Source organism: Microcoleus asticus IPMA8 (genome assembly GCF_013179805.1).
Lineage (GTDB): Bacteria > Cyanobacteriota > Cyanobacteriia > Cyanobacteriales > Microcoleaceae > Microcoleus > Microcoleus asticus.
The window spans coordinates 1-25,069 of the sequence record NZ_SRRZ01000118.1; the positions used below are offsets into that span (position 1 = coordinate 1).

The window sequence follows — 25,069 nt, forward strand, 5'->3', positions numbered from 1 at the left end:
TGAGAACGTTTCCTCTATGCTTGCTCTTCGCTGTGCTTATCTCAACGGTCAACTTTCAATTTGATGTATGTGCCAAAGTGAGATGCACCCTGCCCCTTGCCCCTTGCTATTCCCCTGCCAAAGGTTGTAAATTAAAACAGAGTGGAATTGCAACATTGGTAAAAGTATGATTGTGTTGGGTACTAGGTTTGGGGCGAGGCGGACAACTTGCAGCGGATAACTCAATTCTACAAATAAATCAGGGGGTCTGCTAGCACCCCGCGCACCCTCAAGCCTGCGCGCTTTAAGTTCCCCAATTAATGAGCTAGGTAACTGCATCCCCTGCTGAGATTTTTTTATTACTAAAAAATAGCCAATGACATCTGTTTTTGAGTCAACTTTAACGCCTGCTTGCTTGAAAGTTCTTTTAGTAGAAGACTGTGCAGAAGATGCAGAACTCATTCAAGAACTGCTGTCTGAGCGCCCACAGGCACTATCAATTGATTTGGCTTATGTAGTTAGTCTCCAGGAAGCTATAGAAATTTTAAGCGGCGAGATTTTTGATGTAATTTTATTAGACCTTTCGCTTCCTGATAGCCCAAAATTTAATACTCTTTTCCGGCTGCAAGATTGCGGTATAAATATTCCGATCGTCATTCTGACAGCCGCCGATGACGAAGAACTTGCTGTCGAGTTAATTGCCGCCGGCGCCCAAGATTATCTGGTGAAAAGACAAGTAGACAGCCGGCTGCTGGTGCGGACGCTCAGGTGCGCGATCGCCCGCCAAAAATGGCAAGCAGAATGGCAGAAAAGTCAAGAAAAATACCAGCAGGTTGTTCACAATATCAAAGAAGTCGTTTTTGAAACAAATACTGCTGGCAATTGGACTTTTCTCAATCCGGCTTGGACGGAAATTACCGGATTTACTCTTGATGAAAGCTTAGGAAGCTCCTGTTTGAGTTACATTCATTCTGACGATCAATACCAATATTTAAATTCGTTTAGGGGCTTGAAGGAAAATCAAGAAATATCTTGTTGCTATCAAATTCGATATCTTACCAAAGATGGCGATATTCGCTGGGGGGAAGTTCAAGAATTTTTGATGTTTAGCTGGAACGGCGCGGCGCAGGGGACGACAGGAACTATCAACGATATTACGGATAAAATTTTAGCACTCTCAGAACTCGAAGCTAGTAAAAAGTTTTTGAATTATACGATAGATGCAGTTGCAGACCCAATTTTTGTCAAGGACGAACAGCACCGCTGGATACTGTTAAATAATGCTTTTTGCAAGCTAATCGGCAAGCAACGCGAGGAACTTCTGGGCAACTCTGATTACGACTTTTTCCCAAAACAAGAAGCTGAATTTTTTTGGCAGACTGACCAGCAAGTGTTTAGGACGGGGAAAAAAAACGAGACCGAGGAATTATTTACGGACGCCAGCGGTGCAAAGCACATTCTGTCTACTAAAAAAACTATGTTTGAAAATACCGACGGCAGTAAAATTCTCCTCGGGATAATTCGAGATATCACTCAGGATAGGCGCAAACAATTAGCGCAGCAAGAAAGCGAAGCTAGACTGCGGCAAATTGGCAGCAATTTGCCGGAAATAATTTATCAATTTCGTCTGTTGACAGACGAAAAAAAAAGTTTTCCTTATATTTCTTCTGGCAGCCACAATTTATATGAATTGGCACCAGAAAAAATTCAGCAGAATCCCCAACTACTTTTTAGTTTTATTCATCCAGACGACCGCCAAAGATTTGAAGAATCTCTTGCTGTTTCTGCGGCAAATATGCAGCCCTGGCAGCAGGAATGGCGCGCGATTGTGCCGTCGGGAAAATTTAAGTGGATGCAAGGGGTTGCGAGACCGGAACGAGTTGATTGTCCTACTGAAATAGGGCAGGAAGGGGATATAGTTTGGGAAGGCATGGTGCTGGATATTACTAATTTAAAACAGACAGAAGCAGCTTTGCGGGAGAGCGAAGCAAGATTTCGATCGCTCGTTGAGAATATCCCCGGCGCTATCTGCCGCAGCTTGTATGATGCTGATGAAACGATGGTATTTATCAGCGATGAAATAGAGACAATTAGTGGCTATCCTGCTGAGGATTTTATTCACAACAACCGCTGGAGCTTTGCTAGCCTCATCCATGAGGCAGACAAGGAAATAGTCGATCGACAAGTCAGTGCAGCAGTAGAGTCGAAACAGCCGTACCATATAGAATACCGGATTGTTCGCGCTGACGGTGCGGTGCGGTGGATGTCGGAAAGAGGTAGGCCAACTTACAATCTAGAAGGGCTGGTTTTGTGGATAGACAGAGCGATTTTTGACATTACCGAGCGCAAACAAGCCGAACTGACTCTGTGCCTGGTAACTCAAGCTGTAGATAGCGCTAGTGATGCGATCGCGATCGCAGATTTAGACGGTTATTCCGTTTATCACAATCAAGCATTTATTAAGCGCTACGGCTATACAGTTGAGGAGCTAAATAATGCCGGAGGTCCAGCAGTAATGTATGCCAAATCTCAAGATTTGAGAAAGCTATTTAGGGTGCTGCGGAAAGGTTTTTCCTGGAACACTGAAACTGAAATCAAGACTAAAAGTGGCGAAATTGTTGAAAGTTTATTGCGAGCTGACTGCATTAAAGATACCGCGCTTCAACCAATAGGAATGATAGCCATAATTGCCGAACTCACAGAACTAAAACGCACCGAATCGGCATTAAAGCTCAGTCAAGAGCGATTGCAGTTGGCGGTTTCAGGCAGCTCTTTGGGGCTGTGGGATTGGAATATAGCTACTGGCGAAACTTATTTCGACTTTCATTGGAAATCAATGCTCGGTTACGCAGAAACAGAAATTGAAAATAACCTCCTGGGTTGGGAAAGTTTGCTGCATCCCGAAGACCGACCGAAGGTAATGGAATCTTTAAATTCCTATTTGGAAAGTGAGACTGAGATCTATGAATTTGAATTTCGGATGCTCAACAAAGCGGGCAATTGGCAGTGGATTATGGCGATGGGCAAGGTAGTCGAGTACGACGAATGGGGTGCGCCGTTGCGGATAACAGGCACTCACAAAGATATCAGCGCCCGCGTTGCAGCAGAAGCCGAAAAAACGCAGTTGATCGCATCTCTGCAACGACTTGCCGAACAGTTGCAAGCAGCGCAAAAAATAGCCCGCATCGGCAATTGGGAATTCGATATTGAGCCAGGAATTATTACTTGGTCGGAAGAACTGTTTCGAGTTTACGGTCGAGAATTGAATCGCCCGCCGACAATGGAAGAACTTTTAGAGCAAATTTATCCCGATGACCAAGAAAGGTTTACACAAGTTGTGCAAAAGGCAGTGACTGAAGGGACAGCTTACGATATCGACCACCGCATCTATTTTCCATCAGGAGAAATCAGGCACGTTAACGCTAAAGGACAAGCTGTTAAAAATGAGTTTGGTCAGGTGGTGCGGCTGTTTGGCACGGCAATGGACATTACCCATCGCAAAAAATCAGAAATTGCTTTGCAAGAAAGCGAACAGCGATTTCGAGCTGTATTTGAACAAGCGGCGATCGGCATTGTTAAAGTGTGGCCAGACGGTCAATTTTTGAATGCCAATCAAGGGTTTTGCAATATTGTCGGATACTCAAAATTGGAAGTGAAAGCGCGAAATGTTGGGGATATTTCTCACCCGGAAGATGTAGCAGCCGATGTCGAGCCCCGCGACAAACTATTAGCTGGAGAAATCTTGAATTATTCAATTGAGAAACGCTTTGTTCGCAAAGACAGTTCATTTGTTTGGACTAATGTGAGTGTATCTTTAGTGCGAGATGGGTTGGGGAAACCGAGCTACTTAATTGGTATGATTGAAGATATTAGTCCTCGCAAACTTGCCGAGGCTATCTTGTGCCAGCAATTAAAGCGAGAACGCTTGGTGGTAGGGATGCTGGAACGCATTCGATCTTCTCTAAATTTAGAAAAGATTTTGACAAAAACTGTTGCTGAAATACGGCAGTTTTTGCAAACAGATCGGACAGTTATTTATCGCTTTAATTCCGATTGGAGTGGTTTTGTAACTGTCGAGTCGGTGGACAAAAATTGGCAGTCGATTCAAGGAATAACTATTAATGATTATTGCTTTGAATACAGCTATGTTTCTGCTTGCGAACACGGACGCGCTGTAGCTGTGGATGATATTTATAAAGCCGATCTTTCCCAGTGCTACATTAATTTATTAAGTCAATTTCAGGTGCGAGCTAATTTGGTAGTGCCGATTTTGCAAGGCGAGAAGTTGTGGGGGTTATTAATTGCCCACGAGTGCGCGGGCAGTCGCCGCTGGCTGGAAATTGAGGTCGAGTGTCTCAAACAAATTAGCGTGCAGTTGGCGATCGCGATCCAGCAATCGATGCTGTTTGAGCAAGCACAAACTGAAATTGCCGATCGCAAACAAGCCGAGTCAGCTTTGCAGGAATCGGAAGCGCGAGAACGTTCAAAAGCGCTAGAGTTAGAAGCAGCTATTAACAAACTCAGAACCACTCAAGCTCAGCTCGTTCAAAATGAAAAAATGGTGAGTTTGGGTCAGTTAGTTGCTGGTGTTGCTCACGAAATTAATAACCCCGTTAGCTTGATTCACGGTAATCTCAGTCCGGCTCGCAATTACACTTTAGATTTGCTGGAATTGATTAAACTTTACCAGAATTACTGTCCTAATCCTCCAGCCCAAGTCTTGGAGCAAATTGATCGAATAGACTTGGATTATATTGCTGAGGATTCCCCGAAATTGTTTAATTCGATGCAAGTAGGAACAGAGCGAATTGTCGAGATCGTGAAATCCTTGCGCAACTTTTCCCGCTTGGACGAGTCCGCTGGAAAGTCGGTCAACATTCACGAGGGAATTGATAGCACTTTGATGATTTTGCAAAATCGGTTAAAATCTCACAGCAGCCATCCGGGGATTCAGATAGTTAAAGATTACCAACTATTACCGCAAATAGAATGTTTTCCGGGCGAGTTGAATCAGGTATTTATGAATATTTTGATTAATGCGATCGATGCTTTGGAAGAACGCGACAAGCAGCGTCCGATCGAGGAGTGCGATCGACATCCCAGCACGATCGCTATTCGCAGTTATCAGGCTGCTGCGGGCTTCGTAGCGGTATCTATTGCCGACAACGGGCTGGGGATAACGGACTCGGTGCGATCGAGGCTGTTTGACCCGTTTTTCACGACTAAACCTGTGGGCAAGGGAACGGGTTTGGGACTGTCTATTTCTCACTCGATTATAGTCGATCGGCACGGCGGCCGATTGAGCTGTATTTCGACATTAGGAGAGGGAGCGGAGTTTTTGATTGAAATTCCAGTGCGGCCGAATTTAACTGGTACGATATCGAAGAAAGGGGGAATAAATTAGGAATTGGTAATTGGAAATTGCGCAGCAGTAATGAGTAATATCAAATACGGTAACATTGGAATTATAACCTGCAAGCGAGCATTCCGCTCGCTCCGGCTCACTCGATCGCGTCCGGCTCGCACGGCACTCGGAAAATTCTTATTCCGATGCACAGGTCAACGATATGAGTTGTGAGTTGTGAGGGGAAAATTAAACACGATATTACCAATTACCAATTACCAGTTACCAATTACTAATTAGCAATTACCTTCAACTTTTACATAAAAATCGGGGAAGATTCCCAGTTACTTCTGGCGTGACAAATGCGATTTTTGCCTTCGGTTTTGGCTTGATAAAGGGCGCTGTCAGCGCTGCGAATTAGGATGTCGGGAGATTCCTGGGCAGAAGGAATCGCCGTAGCACTGCCGCAACTGAGGGTAACGTAGGGGCCGATCGGCGATCGCGCGTGGGGCAGTTTCAAGCTGGCGATGCCGTCGCAAATTTTCCGGGCGACAATGTTTGCCCCTTCGGCGCTAGTGTTGGGCAGCACTACGGCAAATTCTTCGCCACCGTAGCGGGCGGCCAAATCCCCAGCCCGGTTGGTAGCCCTGGCGATCGCCCCGGCAACTTGGTGCAAACAATCGTCCCCGCCGAGGTGCCCATAAAATTCGTTGTAAAGTTTAAAAAAATCGAGGTCAAACATAATTAAAGACAGCGGCAGTTCTTCTCTTGCCAATCTGCGCCACTCTAATCTCAAAACGCGATCGAACTGGCGACGATTGGCAATGCCAGTCAGTCCGTCAGTAGTTGCCAGTTGCTGCAATTTTTGATTTGCTATTGCTAGCTGGCGGTAAAGTTGAGATTGTTCGATCGCGATCGCCATTTGATTTGCCAACTGCTGTAAAAAATCTATTTCCCACTGCTGCCATTCCCTGACACCGCTGCAATTGTATGCTGTCAGCATTCCCCACAAACTATTGCCATTTTTTGCGATCGAAGCCGTCGCACTTGAACCCTGCGCCTGCGGTTTGCGACTCGCCGGCAGGCGGCACATATAATTTTCGGCTGCATCTTGATTTTTTTCGGCTTCCAAAACAGTGCTTTCTTGTGTTTTGTTTACCGTTTCCCAGTCGCCAGATTGCCAAATTGGAACGCTGACAACTGCTGTCATTTCACAATCTGCCAGCAATTCTTTGCAACTGCCAGCCAAGTCGGCAGCGCTGACATCTGCTATTGCTTGTACAGACTGGGATTCGACCAAAACACAGCATGACACCGCCAAAGCAGCACTAATATTGTGGTTTTCAATATAACCGCATGGCAAACCGTCACCTGCGACGATCGCACCTTTTTCCTCTTCCCCGTCGAGTTTAGACGACCAATCCTGGCAACGATAAATTAAAACGCGGTCTGTTTTGAGAAATTGGCGCACTTCTGCGACGGTACTTTGGAGAATGCTTGCCGCGTCTATTGAGGATCGAATATGTTCGATCATTTTGCCCAACAGCCGCTCTCGGAGGGCCTGCTGTCGCAATTGTTCTTCGATTTTCTGGCGTTCGATCGCGTAATGGATTGCCCGCACCAGCATTTCTCTGTGAAATTTTCCCTTTACCAAACAATCTTGAGCGCCCCACCGCAATACCGACAGCGCCGTATTTTCATCGTTGATCTCTGTCACCACCACAATTGGCACTGTGGGCCATCGCGCTTTCAAAACTGCGATCGCCTCGCATCCTCCCAAGCAGTCTGACACTGACAAATCTAATAGTACGGCGTCAAACTTTTCTTCTTCCAGACACCCGACTCCTATCTCCAGAGACTTAACCGTTTGGAGAAGAAATAGAGACTGGCTGAATGACCCTAAAAGGTCTTCGATCATGGTCGGAGCTGCCAGGTCATCCTCAACCAACAAAATTTTCAGACATTTGTTACGTGTTAACACAACTATAGCGTTCGGAGCGAGTCGAAGGAAACTTGTGAGTTTTGATAGCGATACTTGCGATCGGGCTAATATATCGGTTTATCAAATTTACTCTACACTCAAACTATCGATTTAGCCCTCAATTAAAGCTTACATATCCGGCGGGAGTGAAACGATTTCAAACCAATACTTACATAAAGTCTTCATTACTTCAAGCAATCCTTCAAAAGTGACTGGTTTGGATATGAAAGAATTTGCCCCCAAGCGATAGCAAAGCAAGATATCTCCCCTGCGGTGCGAAGTTGTGAGGATTACAACCGGAATTTGTTGCAAATGGGGGTCAGATCTGATCGAAGTTAGTGTTTCTAGCCCGTCAAGCCTCGGCATATTCAGATCCAAAAGTATCAGGTCTGCCTGGTGCCAATCGCTGCTACCAACATATTGACCTCGACGGTACAAGTAGTCTAGCACTTGTTCTCCATTTTCCACAAATTCGCTCCTAATTGCTAAACGAACTTCTCGAAGTGCTTCCTTCACCAAAAAGCGCGTGTCCTCGTCATCGTTTGCTATTAAAAGAGTAAATCTTTTCTTTTGATAATTCACGGCTTTGCCTCACTACGAATGGCTTTTGTGAGGTTGCGGGACTTTGAGCCGTGTCTGAGCGCCTGCAAAGCATCTATTGCCATCATCCGGCAAATCAGGCTGAGAACACTAAATGTGTGTTGCAGGAATTTACGGTTTTCGTCGATTTGCAAAGGTTTGCGAATTATGCTTGTTTCACTTGATAGTCTGTTCGAGTACCGGCTAGCTGCAAAGACATCACAAATCCTTGTCCGCGAACTACTAGGGAAACTACTGCATCCCAAAGCAAGATGCTTTGGATACAATTGAAAAAAACTGACAATTCTTGCGCGCACCGCTGATTTATAACTTGTATAAGGATAGAGCTAATAGATTTATCGTGATTGATTTGTAGCTAGATGTCATCAGTGAATATGCTACACTTAATGACCATTTGTGTAAAGAAAACATAAAGCTATTTAAAGCTTAAGTAAAGAACGGCTGACTGCTGCAGGCGGACGGGTGACTTCACTTTGGTATAGGAATAGAAAAATAAAAAGTTGAACCTCGATTGAGTTCTGATTCTACCCAAAGGCGGCCGCCATGCCGATCGACAATTCTTTGACAAATCGCTAAACCGATACCAGTTCCTGAATACTGTTTTTGGGTGTGCAAGCGCTGAAAAATCTGAAAAATTCGCCGATGGTACTGTTCGGCAATTCCAATACCGTTGTCCTGCACTGAAAAAACCCAGCTATCCCCCTCAGGACAAGCGCTGACGCGCACCATCGGCGCCGCGCTGCTGCGGTACTTAATGGCGTTGCCAATTAAATTTTGAAACAGTTGCAGCAGTTGAAAACTGTCACCTCTTACCCTTGGCAAATCGCCCTTAGTAACAGAAGCTTGATTTTGGCGGATGGCTAACTGCAAATTAGCGCAAGCATCCTCAAAAACCAGATTGCAATCTATCACATCAAAAGGTTTCTCACTGCGACCAACCCGCGAATATTCCAGCAAGTCATCAATCAGCGCCTGCATCCGCCCGCAAGAATTAACAATATTGCGGAGAAATTTATTTCCTTGGGCATCAAGTTGGTTGTGACAGCGGTTTTCTAATAGTTGAGCGTAGCCCGCAATCGTGTTCAAAGGCGCTTGCAAATCGTGAGAAGCCACGTAGGCAAACTGTTCGAGTTCGGCATTAGAACGAGTTAATTCTTGAGCGTAGCGGGTTTGAGTGTCTAAACTCGCTTGCAGCAATTCTTGTACCAGCTTGCGCTGGGAAATATCCTCGATCGCACAAATCAAATACTGCGGCGTCCCCTTGACATCGCGCATTGCCGAAACAGTAACATTCGCCCAGCGCACTGCCTCATCTTTGCAGATCAAACGCTTTTCCAGAGAAAAAGTTTTAATTTTCCCTGCTAACAGCGATCGCACATATTCTCTGTCAGCTTCGATGTCATCCGGGTGAGTAATTGCCTGCCAATTTTGCTGCAACAATTCCGATTCTGCATAGCGAACAATTTGGCAAAAACCGGGATTTACCCGCATAAATTGACCGCCAAGGGCGGTTTTAGCTATGCCGACCGCAGCTTGCTCGAATATCGCGCGGAAGCGTTCTTCGCTGTCTCGCAGGGCAATTTCGGCTCGTTTGCGCTCGGTAATGTTGCGAAATGTTACTGCTAGGCCATCGTTTAACTTGACCGCAACAATGTGCAGCCAAGCACTTGTATCTCCCTGGTATTCGTAATAAAATTCTTTGTCTACACTTTCTCCTGTTTCTACGACAGAAACATACAAATCAAATAACCCGTTCTTGCGAACTTGGGAAATTTCTGCCAACAAATTCTTGCCAACTATCTCATTAAATGGCATCCCAGAAAATTTTTCGGCGGCAGGGTTGATCAACAGCCACTGGAAATCCACAATATTTCCCTCACTGTTGCGGATGGCAGAATAAGCCACCATACCGTCTAAGGAACTATTTAATATGCTAGCAAGCAGCGACTGTGACTGTTGCAGTTGAGAATTTTGCTCTTTTAATTGCTGTTGCAGTTTTTGCAAGCAGACTTGCTTGTCGATGCGCGCTAAAACTTCTTCTACTTGAAATGGTTTGGCAATATAGTCGGCACCGCCAACTCTAAAAGCTTGTAATTTATCATTAATGTCATCTAATACGCTTAAAAAAATTACTGGAATTTGTTCGGTTTCCGCTGTCGCTTTCAGTCTCCGACAAACTTCATAACCGTTCATTTCTGGCATTCTAATGTCAAGCAAAATTAAATCGGGGCAATGGGCGATCGCAACATTCAACGCCAGTTGACCGCAAATAGCTCGGTAAACTTGATACCCCTGGGCTATTAGCAGCTTAGATAAGAACCGCAGATTGCTCGGTTGGTCATCAACCACCAATACTTTAATTTGGCTATTATCCATTTATTTTAAACTCGATTGAGTTAAATCCATTATCTTGTCGAGTCGGTAATCGGTAAGTAAATCTTTTAAAGCCTGAGCTAAAGTTGGATGACTTTCCCAGATGCGATCGACAATTTCAATCGCCAGCTCTTCATTAACATCATTAGCTGCATCGTAGAGTTCCTGCACCCAACTTTGAGGCATCTGGGCCAGCAGCCCTCTGAAAAATGAATCGGGTTTGTCGCTCACAAAATAACGCCCTAAAGCCCCGACTGGTAGCCCGGGCAACTCTTGATAAATATAGCGCACTCCCAAGTAGCAAGCCATCTTATCAAAGAGGATTTGTTCTTGAAAAGGTTTGCGCACAAAATCGTCGCAACCTGCGGCGATTATTTCGCCTTTTTTTTCCTCAAAAGTGCTAGCAGTCAGAGCAATAATTACAGTTCGCCGCTGAGTTTGTTTCTCTTTAGCTCTAATTTGTCTGACAGCTTCAAAACCGTCCATTACTGGCATTCGTGTATCCAGCCAAATTAAATGAGGCTGCCAACTTTCCCAAATTTCAACAGCTTGGCGACCGTTTTCCGCTTCTCGGACTTCAAAACCAATTGGTTGCAGCATTTTAATCAGCAGCAGCCGATTTTCTTGATTGTCGTCAATTGCTAAAATCCGATAAATCGGTTGATCTGCTTCTAATCCGATCGCCCGCTGCAATGTCACGACTGTTATTTCAGACGAAGTAGTGGGCAATACTCGGATGTTAAATTTAAAACTAGTTCCCTTACCTAAAACACTTTTGAACCCAATATCTCCGCCCATTATCTGCACATATTTTTTAGTAATTGTCAAACCCAATCCCGTACCGTCAGCCGCATTTCTACCTGCTTCAGTTTGCACGAAAGCATCAAATAAAGTGTCAATTTCTGCTGCTGGTATGCCAACTCCGGTATCTTCAACTTCAAACAAAATTAAAACTTCTGCGCCCGATGTAGAGTTAGAATAAATTTCCGCTTCGGTTAGCTGCTGCTGGCTTTCCACGCTCACGCGCAGCCAAATACGACCACCATCTAGAGTGAATTTTATGGCATTTCCCAGCAGGTTAATCAAGCATACGCGCAGCTTTTTTTCGTCAGTTTTTATATATTGGGGAACATCCGCCTGCACGAAAAATCTTAGTTGCAAATTCTTAGTTTCAGCTTTAATTTGAAACATCTCTTCGAGAGTTTCGAGAATTTGATAAAGATCGAAGCTGCGTTCATCTAAGCCAATTATTCCTGCTTCTATTTTCGACAAGTCTAAAACATCGTTAATTAGTTCCAGCAGATGTTGACCGCTGCGGTTAATAATTCGGAGATTTTCGAGATTTTCGTGGCTGAGTAAAGAGTCGCGGCTCATGACTTGGGTAAAACCCAGGATGGCGTTCAGGGGAGTCCGCAATTCGTGGCTCATGTTGGCAACAAATTGACTTTTTGCGAGCGATGCAGCGGCCGCGGTTTCTTCGGCTTTTTTGCGTTCTATTATTTCTTGTTGCAGTTCGGTATTGCGATCTAGCAATTGTTTTTTCAGTCTTTGGATAGTTAGTTGGTTTTCGATTCTCGCTAAAACTTCGGCTACATGAAAGGGTTTTGTGATATAGTCAACACCTCCTACTTTAAAGGCGGTTACTTTGTCCAATACTTCATCTAAAGCGCTTATAAAAATAACGGGAATTTCTGATGTTTTCGGATCGGCCTTGAGCTGCGTGCAGACTTGGTAGCCGTCTATTTCGGGCATTTTGATGTCGAGCAAAATCAAATCTGGAGAACCAGAGCGCGCTGCTCTGATTGCCATTTTGCCGTTAATTACGCCCCGGACTTTGTAGCCCCGATCTGACAGCGTTGCTGATAAAACTTGCAAATTTTCTGGAGTGTCGTCAACAATTAATATGTTGCCTTTATTCTCTTCTGTTTGATTGCTGGTCATCGATGCTATGTTTTGGTTAAATTGAAAATTGTTGAAATTATGAAAACTGGTTAAATAGTCATTATAGCACTCCCTCGTGAATCGACTACTTTTATATTTACAGAACTTATAATATTATAGATTTTAAATTTTAGATTTTATAATTGCAATGGCTGATGATTACCAGGTTTGGGAGCTTGGCTACAGGTAAATTAGCCGATCGCCCGCAGGCGAGTTTACAAATAGTCGCTCCACCTAAATCATCAATAATCCTGAACCTGCCCCTCTCCCTTCTTCCTTCTTCCTTCTTCCTTCTTCCTTCTTCCTTCTTCTTCCTTCTTCCTTCTTCGTTATTCCTTCTTCCTTCAAAATTTTCTACACTCCTCAATCAAATCGATAATCTGATCGCACCGGAAGTTCTTCACCAAATCGGCTATCGCCCTGCAGAAATCAGCATGAATCGGAGGAATCAACAACAGCAGCCGAAAAATCTCCTCGTTATCAACCGCATCCGCTGCCGCGTACAATTCATCAACCCATTCAGCAGACATAGCTTCAAAAAATGAAGCATTTAGCGTAAAAGGAAAATTAGCCGTTTCAGTTACCGCGGACACTTCACCGGACGCCACAGCATCTGAACTTGGCGAAGCTTCTCGATCGTAAACATAGCTGACTCCCAGATATTTAGCCATCTTTTCCAGAATCACTTGCTCCCGAAAAGGCTTCGCTACAAAATCATCGCAACCAGCAGACAAAATTAGCGATCGCTCCTCATCAAAAGCACTTGCAGTCAGAGCAATAATCACCGTTGCTTGACCTTTCAAATGTGCTTTAATCTGTTTAGTAGCTTCATAGCCGTCCATCACCGGCATCCGCATATCCATCCAAATCAAATGAGGTTCCCAACTCGACCACATTTCCACAGCTTGAACGCCATTTTCAGCGTCCTGCACAGCAAAGCCGAGGGATGTCAGCATTCTAACCAACAGCAAGCGGCTTTCCAGGCGATCGTCAACAGCTAAAATGCGGTATTCCGGCTGTCCGGGTGTGAGACTCACAACGCGACGAGCTGTTTGAGCCACCTGAATTTCCACTGGATTGGGGAGGGAAACTTTAACATCAAATCTAAAAATGCTGCCGCGACCGACGCTGCTTGTTACCGTTATTTTTCCTCCCATTAACTCCAGGAACTGTTTGCTAATCGGCAAGCCTAAACCAGTTCCTTCTTGAGCTTTTTTCCCGCTTTCTGTTTGCGCAAAAGGTTTAAACAAATTGTCCATTTCTGCCACAGAAATTCCCCACCCCGTATCTTCAACTTCAAATAGCAAACAGCAATTGTTAATGATCGGCATCTCTTCGTGATTTTTATTCCCCAACCTCTCATGTTTTATTCTCAGATTAACACCACCTTCCGCAGTAAACTTAATAGCATTTACCACTACATTAATTAATACTTGACGCAACTTGCTTTCGTCTGTTTCTACGTATTGAGGTAAGTCTGGTGTGGAATCAAAAATTAACTGTAACCCTTTTTTTTCGGCTTGCAGCTTCAGCATATCTTCAGTACTTTTTAGCATTTTATGCAAGTCGAAGGTGCTATTATTAACTGTCACGAGCCCGACTTCAATTTTTGACATTTGCAGAATATTGTTAATCAGCTCGAGCAAGTGTTCCCCGCTGCGGCTAATAATTCCTAAGTATTGCTGTTGGTCGGCACCGAGGGCTGCGTCGCGCGCCAGAAGTTGGCTGAAACCGAGAATTGCGTTGAGGGGAGTTCGCAATTCGTGGCTCATATTCGAGAGGAATTCACTTTTCGCCCTGTTGGCTCTGTCGGCTTCTTCTTTGGCTTTTTGCAGGGCTATTCCTGCTTGTTTCCGCTCGGTAATATCGCTAGCTGTGCCAGTTGTGCCGATGATGTTTCCTTCAGCGTCCATGCGCGCGATCGCCTTGGTATTTACATCAATCTGTCTGCCGTCTTTTCCTAATACTATATTTTCGTACTGAAACACAGTTTTTCCCGTCAGCAACCGCTGCTGGAGTTCCCATTTCCAGTCTATTTCTCCTGGCGCTAAGAAATCGCTAAAAGAACAGCCGAGCATTTCTTCAGGCTCGTAACCGTAGATTTGTTTAACTGCTTGGTTCACAAAAGTAATGTGCCCTTCAGCATTGCAAGACCAGATAATATCTTGGGAAGTTTCAACTAAATGACGGTATTTTTCTTCGCTCTCTGTTAGGGCTATTTCTGCCAGCTTGCGTGGGGTAATGTCCATCAAAGTTGTGAATAGTTTTGTCACTTGTCCTTGTTGGTTGGCAACTACTTCTCCTCTGGCTTCGATGTAGCGGATGAAGCCGGCTTCACTTATTTGTGACGGGCAATTATCCGCAGCAATTTTCGGTTCAGGCCTCAGAATTCGATATTCCAAGCTGTAGGATTGTCCGCTAGCAATAGCAGTGTCGATCGTTGTTTGCCACTTTTGTCGATCGTCCGGATGCACATATTGCGAAAACTCAGTTAGTGTTGGCGCAGCCTGGGTTGAATCGAGCCCGAAAATCCGAGATAACTCTTCCGACCAAGTAGTTGTGTTGGCCGATAAATCACATTCCCAATTGCCGACACGGGCGATTCTTTGCGCTGCTGCTAAAGAAGCCGCTACAGCTCGGAGTTTTTCTTCGGCTAATTTGCGATCGCTAATATCTTGAATCACAGAAATTACGCAGGTTTCGCCATGAATGTCAATAATTTCTGCTGACAGCAAGCCAGTTTTAAGTGCCCCACTTTTAGTTCGCAAATCAAATTCGTAGTTGCGAACTATTTTTTGACTTTCTAACATTTTAAACAGCTCGGCACGGGCTTGTATACTTTCCCAAAGATTCAAATCAAGCGCCGTGCGATCGATAATTTCAGCAGCAGAATAACCAATTGTCTGGCAAAAAGCCTCATTAATTTCTAAATAACGACCATCTTTAAGTCTGGTAATAGTAATCGGGTTCGGAGAAGAACGAAAAGCTTTGGCAAACTTTTCCTCTGACAAGCGCAGTTGTGCAGTCCGCTCCTCGATTACAGTTTCCAATTCTTGATTCAGCTTTTGGAGTTGAGCGTTTTGTTCCGCTAATTGTTTCTCCATAAAATAGCTGTTGACTGCTTCTTTCACCGTCAATTTCAAATCTTCTGACTGCCAAGGCTTCGATATGTAGCGGTACAATTTAGCATATTTAATAGTATTCGCCACTGCTTCGATGTCTGCTTGCCCCGTCAGCATAATTTTGATAGTTTTTGGCGAAACTCTGTGAATTTGCTTCAGCAATTCGTCTCCTTTGATATGGGGCATCAGATAGTCGGAAATCACTGCCACGATTTCGCAGTTTTCTGCCAGCAATTCCTCGATTAACTCTAAAGCATCTTCGCCACCTTCAGCGGTTTCTAATAAGTGTTCTTCTCCCAGTGTTTTTTTTAACTCCATTTTCAAACTTTCAAGAATTATCGGTTCGTCATCCACGCAAATAATCACAGGTTTATTGTTCATATTTTTGCCAAACCAGATTTTATAGTTTCTACTAATTCTTTGCGATCCCACGGCTTGTACAAACAGCGGTGCAAGTTTGCTTGCTCTTTCACCCGTGCTATTGCTACTTCGTCGGCTTGCCCGGTCAGCATGACTTTCACAATCTTGGGATATTTTTGGTGAACCATAATCAAAAATTCATCTCCTTTAATACCTGGCATTAACCAGTCAGATACTATGACCAAAATATCATTTTCATCTTCTTCTTGAATTTCTTCTAGAATTTCCAAAGCTTCATCTGCATTTTCTGCTACTTCATAGAGGTAAGCATCCCCAAATTCTTTTTTAAGCTGAATTTTTAAACTGTTTAAGACTACAACTTCATCGTCAACGCACAAAATTACTGGTTTTGGCATAAAATTTTACTTGTCTTTAATTTTAAAACTTGGGGCATTTCCGCATTTCTTTAATTGCTATCCGGGATTCCAATGGGCAAGGATATAGTAAATTTGGTTTTGCCTGGCACGCTTTCTACTTGCATTTCACCTTGGTGTTTTTCCAGAATTTTCTGAACTATATCCAATCCCAAACCGCTACCTTCTCCCGGAAGTTTGGTCGTGAAAAACGGCTCAAAAATTCTCGGCATAATTTCTGGGGGAATGCCTTTACCACTATCGGTAATACTGACTAATATTACGTTATCTTGGTGTTTGGCATCAATTTTCAACACTCCTTTGTTGCCCATCGCTTGTAAAGCATTGTGAAGCAAGTTTGTCCAAACTTGATTGAGTTCATCAGGATAGCATAGCACAGAGGGCAAATCAGTACCATAGTTTCTGATTACTTCCACGCCGTGTTTGATTTGGTAGTGGTAAAGCGTTAAAACAGTATCAATACCGTCGGTAATGTTAGCGATTGTTTTGGAACCAGACTGGTCGTAACGAGAGTAGCTTTTCAAAGCAAAAACAATTTTAGCTGCCCTATCTGTTGCATTAGCAATATTTTTAGTGCTTTTTTGTACCGTAGCGAATTGGTAGGCGGTTTGTAAAAAATTTGGACTTTGGGTGTCTTTCAATAAAGGTAAAAAAGTTTCTAAATTGCATATGCCAATATCTAATAATGTACAAGCAAGGCTGTCGGCGTTCTCAATTTTTTCTGCTTCTAATTGCCGCTGCAAAAGTTTTTTTAACTGACGTTTTTCTTTACTAGATAAGGCGTCTGTTTCTTGACTTGACTTGTGCAGCAGCGCAAAAAAATCCTGCTGCCTTTCCGGGGATAGTTGCTGGAAAAATATCGGCAACTGCTGCAATTGTTCCGCCCAGAAGTCGGCAATGTTCTGCACCGAGGAGCGAATCGCCCCTAAAGGAGAATTGATTTCGTGAGCAACTCCGGCAATTAACTGTCCGAGGGCTGCCATTTTTTCTGATTGAATCAGTTCTTTTTGAGTGCGCTTCAGTTCTTCCAAGGTATGAGATAATTCTGCATTTTTATGGCACAGCGCTGACTCGGCTATTTTGCGATCGCTGATGTTACGGGCAACCCAAATCACTGAATTTTTTGAGAACAGAGAAATGCAGGCAGAAAACCAAATTTCGCGGTCGCCCACTGTTAAGCTGTAGTCGAAATTGAGCGTTTGTTGGGTCTCTAACACTTGCTGAACTAACATCCACCAATTATCCGGGTTGTCGTCGTCAAAAAAATGTTCGATTGTGAGGCTAACTATATCGCAATTAGGCTCTAATAACGCCGCCGTGTTTGTCGGTAAAACTTCTATGTTGCCAGGATTTTCTAGCACGAGAACTATGTCGGTCATTGCTTCAAAAACGGCGCGAACTTTGCTTTCAGAAAAGTGCAATTTTTTTTCTAGCAATTGGCGCTCGCTAATTTCTTGCTGCAATTCTTCGTTGCTGGCTGCTAGTTGAACCGTGCGGTCTTGAACTCGCTGTTCGAGTTCGGTGTTGAGGCGGCGGACTTCAGCTTCAGCGGTGGCGCGGTCTTGTATTTCCTTTTTTAACTGGCTGTTAGCATTAATTAATTCTAAAGTTTGCTGTTGAGTTTCTTTTTCTAAACTTTTATTTAAAAGCCTCAACTGTTCCTCCACTTCGGTTCTCCGAAGTGCTTCTTTTTGCAATTGTTCGTTAACTTTTTTTAACTCCTGGATCTGTTCGGCAACTGTTTCTTGCAAAAGCTCGACATTCGCTTGGATTTCTACCGGATCTAAGGCGTGCAGCAGGGTACTTTGGCTCACGATTCCGGCTAAATATCCTCCCTCGTCCACCACCACCAAGCGCCGGATGCCGTGCTGCTGCATGAACTGGTGAGCCTGCCACAATGTGGCTTTTATCGGCAGCGGGATCAGGGGAAAACTCATGGCGGCGGCGGCAGGAGTGCCGGCGAAATCGAGTCCAGAAACTTGGAATTTAACAATGTCGCTTTCTGTAATTATGCCCACAGGTTTCTGATGTTTGTTGTCGCTGTCAGTGCAAATGACTATGCAGCTTTGGCGCTGGGTTATCATCTGTTTTGCGACTTCTAAAACAGAGGTGCTCGTTGAAGTAACTATTACTTTTGTAGTCATAATTTCTTCTGCGCGCCACATTTTCAGCAAGTCGCCCGGTTTCAGGGTTTGACGGATGCTTTCGCAGGTGATGGCGCCTAGCAAGTTTCCGCCTTCGTCTGTGAGGGGCAAGTGACGGATTCTTTTCGATCGCAATATGCTCAATACCCTGAAAATATTCCCCGCTTTATCGAGGGAAATGGCGATCGGATTTTCAGTCATTACCTCAGAAATTACCCCCTCTGCTACCGAAATACCGCTAGCAGTTATTTTCACAACATCGCGCTCTGTAAAAATTCCGAGCAGTTGCTGACCCTGAGCGATTAAAATACAACTGGCGCCCGCCTGAGTCATGGCAGCGATCGCGACTTTCACAGGTGTGTCTGGAGGCAGCATCGGCGGTTTGGGGTCGATCGCCTGTTCTAGCAAGCTTTGAGTATCAGAAGCTGTGGTTGACATGGGCAAATCAAGGGGGATAGATGTAAGCGGAACCGATAATTAATACCATTTTAGATTCCAGAACAGTGGCGGCACGCTTACCGCAATCGAGGTTTGACACCGGTCTAGAGTTATATTTTTAGGTCGCATCCGTATGATTGTTAGTAGGATAGCGCTAAACGGCGATCGGGACTGACACGATAAAGGTCTTTTGACCTATAACTGACGCTACTTCTATTTTAACCGAATGTTTTTCCACAATCTTTTTAACAATATCCAGTCCCAACCTGCTGCCTTCCTTGGCGTTTTTTGTGGTAAATAACGGCTCCACGATTCGCGGCAAAATCTCCGGAAAAATTCCATCAAGGCTATCAATGACGCTGACGAGCAGCATCTAATTTTCTACTATTACCCTACTGTTGAAACTTTGCAATTGTTCATTGACTGAATAACATTGTAAATTATATTTGTCCAAAATTGATTGAGTGCGCCTGAATATCACAGCAATTCAGAGAGTAACTTTTGATGATTTCATGCAATGAATTTTTCGTCTCTAAGTTAGTTTTTATAAATAGTTAATATAGTTTTAAGACCGTCATTAATACTGGCAAGTATCTTTTATTCCGTACAGCTATAGGGAAAATATTTAAACAAAGCAAAAATTACTTTTGCTGCTCTGTCTGTAGCACTGGCAGCAGATGCTTTTCTTGGCAAGGCGTGGATAAAGTGCAGGCAATATCTGCCTGACTCAGGCATTTAAGCACCGCTTGATGAAATATTTGATTCCACTGCAAGTTTATTGATTGTTTGAGTTGAACTACCAGGTTGCTAAACTCGGCAATTTCATCTTAGAGGTCTGTAAGCTCTTGCCCGACCAAATAGGAATATTGATATTTGTGTTTGTCACAATAACCGACAACTTCAAAAGCTCCGTTTTTGATCGCACTTTGATAGCTTTCTCGAAACCTTGGCAGGGTTTCCCTGACATGATATTTGCTGTCAGAGAGCCAAGCAGAAATCGGTGAATTTCCATAGTGCAACACTTCGGACAGTTTTTGAGGTCAAACCGTATAATAAGGGTTTAAGGGCGATCGGTACGAAGGCTTCGCTTGCCGAGGTACACTATAGGCTTCCTGGTCAATCAAGGGTTTCAGACTACGAGTTCAAAACTTAGTGCGCTTACGCACGCAGACCGAAGCAACCCGGTTTATTCGTGTATTTATCGTTGTTCGACGCAAAATTTTTCGTATAAACCCGCAATAAGCGCCCCCATGCTTAAGCCCTGAAACTGTTTAAAGTGTTGCACTAACTCCTACCCCAGAAAATCACTGTGTCCGCAATTGTAAATAATAACCCTGCCTTTGTGCACAAGCATTCAAGGCAGGGTTATTATTGAGTATTCCGAATTCTCAACGGTGAAGCGAGCGCGCTACTGCCGGATTCCGCTGCCGAGCAGTACACTACTCGCCCAATCGAGTTATTTTAGCGCTGCGTTCGGCCAACATCAGCAGTACATAAATAGTCATTACATAGCCGGCGGCCAAAATGGGAATAATTAGAGGAATATCGCGATAAATCATAATTAGAACTAAAAGTCAAGGACTAGGAGGAGGAGGACAAGTTCAAGACCTACTACATTAAGTCAGCACCCAAGACCATCCCTTGGTTCTGAAGGCTGCTTTTCCATATCAAGTCTGCGGGAACATTTAGGCGTTCCCGGTCAATAATGATTTACTGCTTTACAGATGCTTAAACAGCCTAAAACCATCCACTTTAGCTGCTTTGAGCTACCGTGCACATAAGATGCGCTAGTCTTAAATCCTGAAAAATTTTAGCCACGAGGAACTAAAAATCTGTCCCAGAAATTTTCGCTGCGATCGACTAACAAGGCTGGCTCTAAGAAACTCTTACAGGCTCCTGGAAGCTACCTGCCAGTCTGGCTGTACTTAATGTATAGAATTGTTTAAATCCTTAACTCCTATAATAACACAGGGTTTCTGGGATTTAGAGATTTTTTGGCAATGTCCTTAACAATTCTATACAATAGGGGCAACCCCTGCGGCAGCGGGCTACTCGCCTCTGGCTGTCGCGTGACTCGGCTCGGGCTGCAGATGACAAATAACTGCCGATCGCCTAGATTATTCTTTCCTATTGCAGAGAATTACCTTAAAATAAAGATATGATATGTAAAATTTTGTTACTTTACCGCTTGAGTCGGCGTATCCATGATCTCTAGCTCTCTCCTATTTTCCTCGGTTGAAGAAGACCTGCGACTGTTGACAGAAAACTTAAAACAGTTAGTGGGTGCCCGTCATCCCATATTGTACGCGGCTGCAGAATACTTATTCGGCACAAAGGGAAAACGGGTGAGACCCGCAATCGTCCTGTTAATAGCCCGGACAACTATGCCCGATCGTCCAATCACAGAAAAACACCGCCGCCTCGCTGAAATCACGGAAATGATCCACACAGCAAGTTTGGTTCACGACGACGTGGTAGACGAGTCAGATCTGCGGCGGGGAGTACCGACGGTACACAGTCGGTTTAACAACCGAGTGGCAGTATTGGCGGGAGATTTTCTGTTTGCTCAATCTTCCTGGCATTTGGCAAATCTGGACAACCTGCCAGTAGTCAAACTGCTTTCCGAAGTGATTATGGATTTAGCTGAGGGGGAAATTCAACAGGGACTAAATGGATTTGACACCAGCTTGTCGATCGAAGCGTACCTCGAAAAAAGTTACTACAAAACAGCATCTTTAATCGCCAACAGTTCCAAAGCAGCCGGTTGTCTGAGCGAGGTTTCAGCGGAAATAGCAGACGATTTGTACAACTACGGGCGCAATATTGGTTTAGCCTTTCAAATAGTAGATGATATATTAGATTTCACTGCTTCAACGGAAACTCTGGGGAAACCCGCAGGCTCGGATCTCAGAAGCGGGAATCTGACAGCGCCAGCGCTATTTGGCCTAGAAGAAAAGCCTTACTTGGAAGTTCTCATAGAACGCGAGTTCGCCGAAGAAGGAGATATAGAGCAGGCTCTGGCATTGGTAAAAGATTCTAAAGGCATAGAGCGATCGCGAGAACTAGCTACCCATCACGCACAGAAAGCCGTCGAATACTTAGCTTCGCTGCCGCATTCTGAGTCCCGCCAAGCTTTGATTGACTTGGCAGATTACGTTTTGAGCCGACTTTATTAAAGGTGAAAAAGTTACATAAACTTTACGAGGAATTGGTAATGGGGAATTGGCAATGGGGAATTGGTAATGAGTAATGCCCGATGCCCAGTGTCTAATGCCCTATTACCAATTAATAGGAAATTGAGTAGTTTAAGCAATATCTGGCGGTGGAGCCGCTCGATACTGTTGCAAGTAAACGTTAATTAAGTTCTGCACTTGCTCGCGAGGGATTTCGGTTCCGACTTCCTGATTGCCGGGACTTTCAAAAAAAACAATACTGTCAAGACCTTCAAGAGCTATCATCTGAAATAATATGTGAGTGACAGGCAAAAGCACCGGTCTGAGACGATCGCCCGCAGCAGCCGCGGCCTGCGACGCATCTTTAAGACTGGTCCAAGCATAAATCACCTTCTTCTCCCGTCCCGGTTGCTTGAGATTGCTCAAAACCACGATCGCCCAACTTTGGTCTACCGCTTGCAGGATCGAGTATTCGAGATGCTGTAGCTGTTGGGCAATTAACACCAGGGCCGGGGCGATCGCCTTTAAGATTTGTGGCGTCGAACCGTCGGGCGGAGCTTTTTCGATCAATGCTTGAATCTGTTGGTCTAAATCCATCAGTCAGTTCTTTGATATCTAAAATTAAAAGTTTCAGGTTAGCAGGTGCGCGTCCAAGTATATATTACCCAGCACTGCCCCATAGAGATAGTACGCCATGTGGGGCACGAGCGTCTCCCTCGCGATCCCGCCGGGCAAACGGCACGACGGAGTTGATTCCCCGTGATCTAAAAAACAGACTTGCCACATCAAGCTATTTCCACTATAGTTCAATACGGTTTAGTTAAGGCTTAAATCGTAGTAAACTAGGTATTATATACAAAAATGGAAATAAAGTACATTACATCTCAAAGAATGTTCATTAGTCTGTCCGGTAGTGCTGCACAGTCAGGTTTTTAAGCGTTATTGACTTGTTGTAAAGAAACGTTATAATAATGGAGAAAATACCAAATAGCGCCAATATGATTAGAAAGTTTTTTAGAAAATGAAAGGACTTTTCTCCCTAATATAGCTATTCTTTGCCTGATTGTATTATTGAATCTTTCTATATAGGGCTTGCTGAAGAAAAGCGAAAAGGAGACGCTGTATAGATTACCCGGTAACACAGACCTGTGATGGTGCAAGAGAATGGTGTAAAATAGCGTGAAAACCTTGCATCACCATCAGGAAGTAGGCAGCAGACCATGTACCGACCAACGCAGGAAGAACCCCCCTCACCGTCGGAATTTAAACTTCCCTTTGAGGGAAAATTGTCACCGGATAATCGGTGGGTAATCTTAGCCGAACTAATACCCTGGTTAGAGTTTGAGGCAGAATACGCCACCTTATTTTCAGTAGAAATGGGATCACCCGCCAAAAGCTTCAGAATGGCATTAGGGGCTTTAATCATCAAAGAGAAATTAGAAATCAGCTCAGCGAGAAACGGTAGAACAAATCAAAGAAAACCCATATTTGCAGTATTTCATCGGTCTTGGGGAGTATAGGCAAGAACCGCCGTTCGATGCTTCAATGCTAGTTCACTTTCGACAGCGAATCAATATAAATGTAGTCAACAAAGTGAATGAACGGGTGGTGAAGAGAAGCCAAGAGAGTAGATTAGAAGGTTCTCAGGAGAGTGGAACAGAAGCGGAAAAAGCAAGTGAGGGAAAAAATAGAGGAAAGCTAATAATCGATGCCACTTGTGGGCCAGCAGATATCACGTACCCCACCGACTTAAAAATCTTAAATTCAGCGCGAGAAAAAACAGAGTCAATCATAGACATCCTGCATCGGGAGAATCAGAAGGGGTGCATCTCACTTTTGCAAATACATCAAGTGGAAAGTTGACTATTGAGATAAGCACAGCGAAGAGAAAGTATAGAGGAAACACTCTCCATCTTCCACTGTGCCCCCGATAGTTTCACCCTTCGTCCAATTCTTTTAATCGTTGATTCCACTGTTCCAGAACCGATAGAACTTAAGGATTATTCTTGATAGTATTGGTAGTTAACTATTCGGTTGCGATGGGTTTATACATAATTGCAAAATGTTTTAAATGCTTTTCTTTTCAGGTCTTCAAATAAATTTATAACTTCATTAACTTTCCCTGACCACAACAGACTTTCTGCTTGCTTTAATCGTTTCAGTGAACCCCCTGCGTCAGCGAGATTTTCTTTCAGATGATACCAATCTAAGATTTCTTGTCTTTGTTCAGGGCCTCCAATTTCTTGAAATAGGTGACAAATTCCGGGATGCCCATCTCCTATACAATATATAGGATACAGCAATTTTTGGCTATTACTCCAATCAATTAAATCTTGATTGTTTTGAAAAAATGCTCCGCAATAAACATTATCTAAACACAGGGCTTTATAATCTTTCCAATAATATGGCTCACCCTTTTTTTCGTTACGTAGCCTAACTTTTCCTCCATCTAATGTGATTTCTTGGACTCCTTGTTTAGATGTAGGTAATTCAAATTCTTGTCGCTTTACCATTCTTTGCAATGTACTATGAGCGACTCGGATTCCTGTGAATGTTTCTCAATCTTTTTCTCTTTTTTGATACAGCGCTTCCGGATGTTATGAGGTACAATAGAATTGACTAAAAATAATATACCAATGAAAGCATACTCAGTAGATTTGCGATACAAAATAGTAGCAGCCCATCTAGATCAGAAGCTGTCGATCAGAAAAACAGCAGAAATATTTGCCTGCAGTAAAAGCTTAGTTCAAAAACTTGTCAAGCAACAAAAAATAGAAGGAAATTTACAGCCTAAACGAGAGTGGGAAACCCAGATTAAGTCATTTAAATAACGGCTCAACAGAAGTAAGATAAATAGTGGCAGCACATCCCGATGCAACCTTGGTAGAATTGCAGGGTAAACGCATCTTAACTTTAACCCAAAATATGCTACAGTTATCTCGGACTAATTTTTATGTAGTTTATAAGTATTATCAATGGCAAGAGGTTTTAGTAAAGCTGTAACTTCCCAACAAAAACAAACAGATTCATTGCCTTCAATGAATATTTTAAATACCTGTTTTTTAGAACATTTTGCCAAATTGAAGGACCCAAGAATAGAAAGAAGTAAAGAACACTTACTCAAAGATATCATCGCGATTGCGATTCTAGCTGTCATCAGCGGTGCAGACGGATGGGTGG

General features: G+C 43.8%; 15 protein-coding genes and 3 pseudogenes. 5 read left to right on the forward strand and 13 right to left on the reverse strand.

The annotated features are described in order from the left end of the window. Window positions 1-355: 355 nt before the first annotated feature. On the forward strand, window positions 356-5,383 hold the full coding sequence (locus E5S67_RS24915; protein ID WP_172191068.1) for a PAS domain S-box protein: 5,028 nt from the start codon (window positions 356-358) through the stop codon (window positions 5,381-5,383). A 256-nt stretch (window positions 5,384-5,639) separates the two neighbouring features. Here the strand turns inward: E5S67_RS24915 and E5S67_RS24920 are convergent, their stop codons facing one another. The 10 genes from E5S67_RS24920 to E5S67_RS24960 form a co-directional block, all read right to left on the reverse strand. Next, entirely contained in the window at window positions 5,640-7,241 is a 1,602-nt protein-coding gene (locus E5S67_RS24920; protein ID WP_246276978.1) for a diguanylate cyclase domain-containing protein, read from the reverse strand. A gap of 192 nt (window positions 7,242-7,433) precedes the next feature. Next, entirely contained in the window at window positions 7,434-7,886 is a 453-nt protein-coding gene (locus E5S67_RS24925; RefSeq protein ID WP_172191069.1) for a response regulator, read from the reverse strand. Continuing rightward, window positions 7,883-8,038, reverse strand: a complete 156-nt coding sequence (locus E5S67_RS32675; RefSeq protein ID WP_216670701.1) for a hypothetical protein — start codon at window positions 8,036-8,038, stop codon at window positions 7,883-7,885. The genes E5S67_RS24925 and E5S67_RS32675 overlap by 4 nt, the downstream gene beginning before the upstream one ends. A gap of 334 nt (window positions 8,039-8,372) precedes the next feature. Then, entirely contained in the window at window positions 8,373-10,280 is a 1,908-nt protein-coding gene (locus tag E5S67_RS24930; protein WP_172191071.1) for a PAS domain S-box protein, read from the reverse strand. After that, window positions 10,281-12,218: a response regulator gene (locus E5S67_RS24935; RefSeq protein WP_172191073.1), complete on the reverse strand. Its 1,938-nt coding sequence runs from the start codon at window positions 12,216-12,218 to the stop codon at window positions 10,281-10,283. It abuts the gene before it with no gap. 130 nt (window positions 12,219-12,348) lie between these two features. Next, window positions 12,349-12,585: a hypothetical protein gene (locus E5S67_RS24940; RefSeq protein WP_172191075.1), complete on the reverse strand. Its 237-nt coding sequence runs from the start codon at window positions 12,583-12,585 to the stop codon at window positions 12,349-12,351. Next, entirely contained in the window at window positions 12,563-15,721 is a 3,159-nt protein-coding gene (locus E5S67_RS24945; protein WP_172191077.1) for a PAS domain S-box protein, read from the reverse strand. The genes E5S67_RS24940 and E5S67_RS24945 overlap by 23 nt, the downstream gene beginning before the upstream one ends. After that, entirely contained in the window at window positions 15,718-16,116 is a 399-nt protein-coding gene (locus E5S67_RS24950) for a response regulator (protein ID WP_172191079.1), read from the reverse strand. The genes E5S67_RS24945 and E5S67_RS24950 overlap by 4 nt, the downstream gene beginning before the upstream one ends. Window positions 16,117-16,166: 50 nt before the next feature. Then, the gene (locus E5S67_RS24955) at window positions 16,167-18,716 is read right to left on the reverse strand and encodes a CBS domain-containing protein (protein ID WP_172191081.1); all 2,550 of its coding nucleotides are present in this window, start codon (window positions 18,714-18,716) and stop codon (window positions 16,167-16,169) included. Between the two features lie 154 nt (window positions 18,717-18,870). Continuing rightward, window positions 18,871-19,089 (reverse strand): ATP-binding protein, encoded by a 219-nt coding sequence (locus tag E5S67_RS24960; RefSeq protein WP_172191083.1) that lies wholly within the window; start codon window positions 19,087-19,089, stop codon window positions 18,871-18,873. A 1,831-nt stretch (window positions 19,090-20,920) separates the two neighbouring features. Between E5S67_RS24960 and sds the strand changes: the two genes are divergently transcribed. After that, window positions 20,921-21,892, forward strand: coding sequence for a solanesyl diphosphate synthase (gene sds / locus E5S67_RS24970; protein WP_172191087.1), 972 nt, complete (start codon window positions 20,921-20,923; stop codon window positions 21,890-21,892). A gap of 129 nt (window positions 21,893-22,021) precedes the next feature. On the opposite strand, the gene E5S67_RS24975 is transcribed toward sds, so the two are convergent. Next, complete coding sequence (locus E5S67_RS24975) at window positions 22,022-22,486, reverse strand: hypothetical protein (RefSeq protein ID WP_172191089.1); 465 nt, start codon at window positions 22,484-22,486, stop codon at window positions 22,022-22,024. Window positions 22,487-22,821: 335 nt separating this feature from the next. Continuing rightward, window positions 22,822-22,977 (reverse strand): annotated as a pseudogene (locus E5S67_RS24980) (IS1 family transposase); the annotation flags it as partial. 132 nt (window positions 22,978-23,109) lie between these two features. Here E5S67_RS24980 and E5S67_RS33655 point away from each other — a divergent pair. Beyond that, window positions 23,110-23,698 (forward strand): annotated as a pseudogene (locus tag E5S67_RS33655) (transposase); the annotation flags it as partial. Window positions 23,699-23,736: 38 nt separating this feature from the next. Here E5S67_RS33655 and E5S67_RS24995 read toward each other — a convergent pair. After that, window positions 23,737-24,471 (reverse strand): annotated as a pseudogene (locus E5S67_RS24995) (ISKra4 family transposase); the annotation flags it as partial. Between the two features lie 54 nt (window positions 24,472-24,525). Here E5S67_RS24995 and E5S67_RS32680 point away from each other — a divergent pair. Further along, entirely contained in the window at window positions 24,526-24,720 is a 195-nt protein-coding gene (locus tag E5S67_RS32680) for a helix-turn-helix domain-containing protein (protein ID WP_216670702.1), read from the forward strand. 207 nt (window positions 24,721-24,927) lie between these two features. Further along, on the forward strand, window positions 24,928-25,069 hold a 142-nt coding region (locus E5S67_RS25000), incomplete at its 3' end, for a transposase family protein (protein ID WP_246276979.1).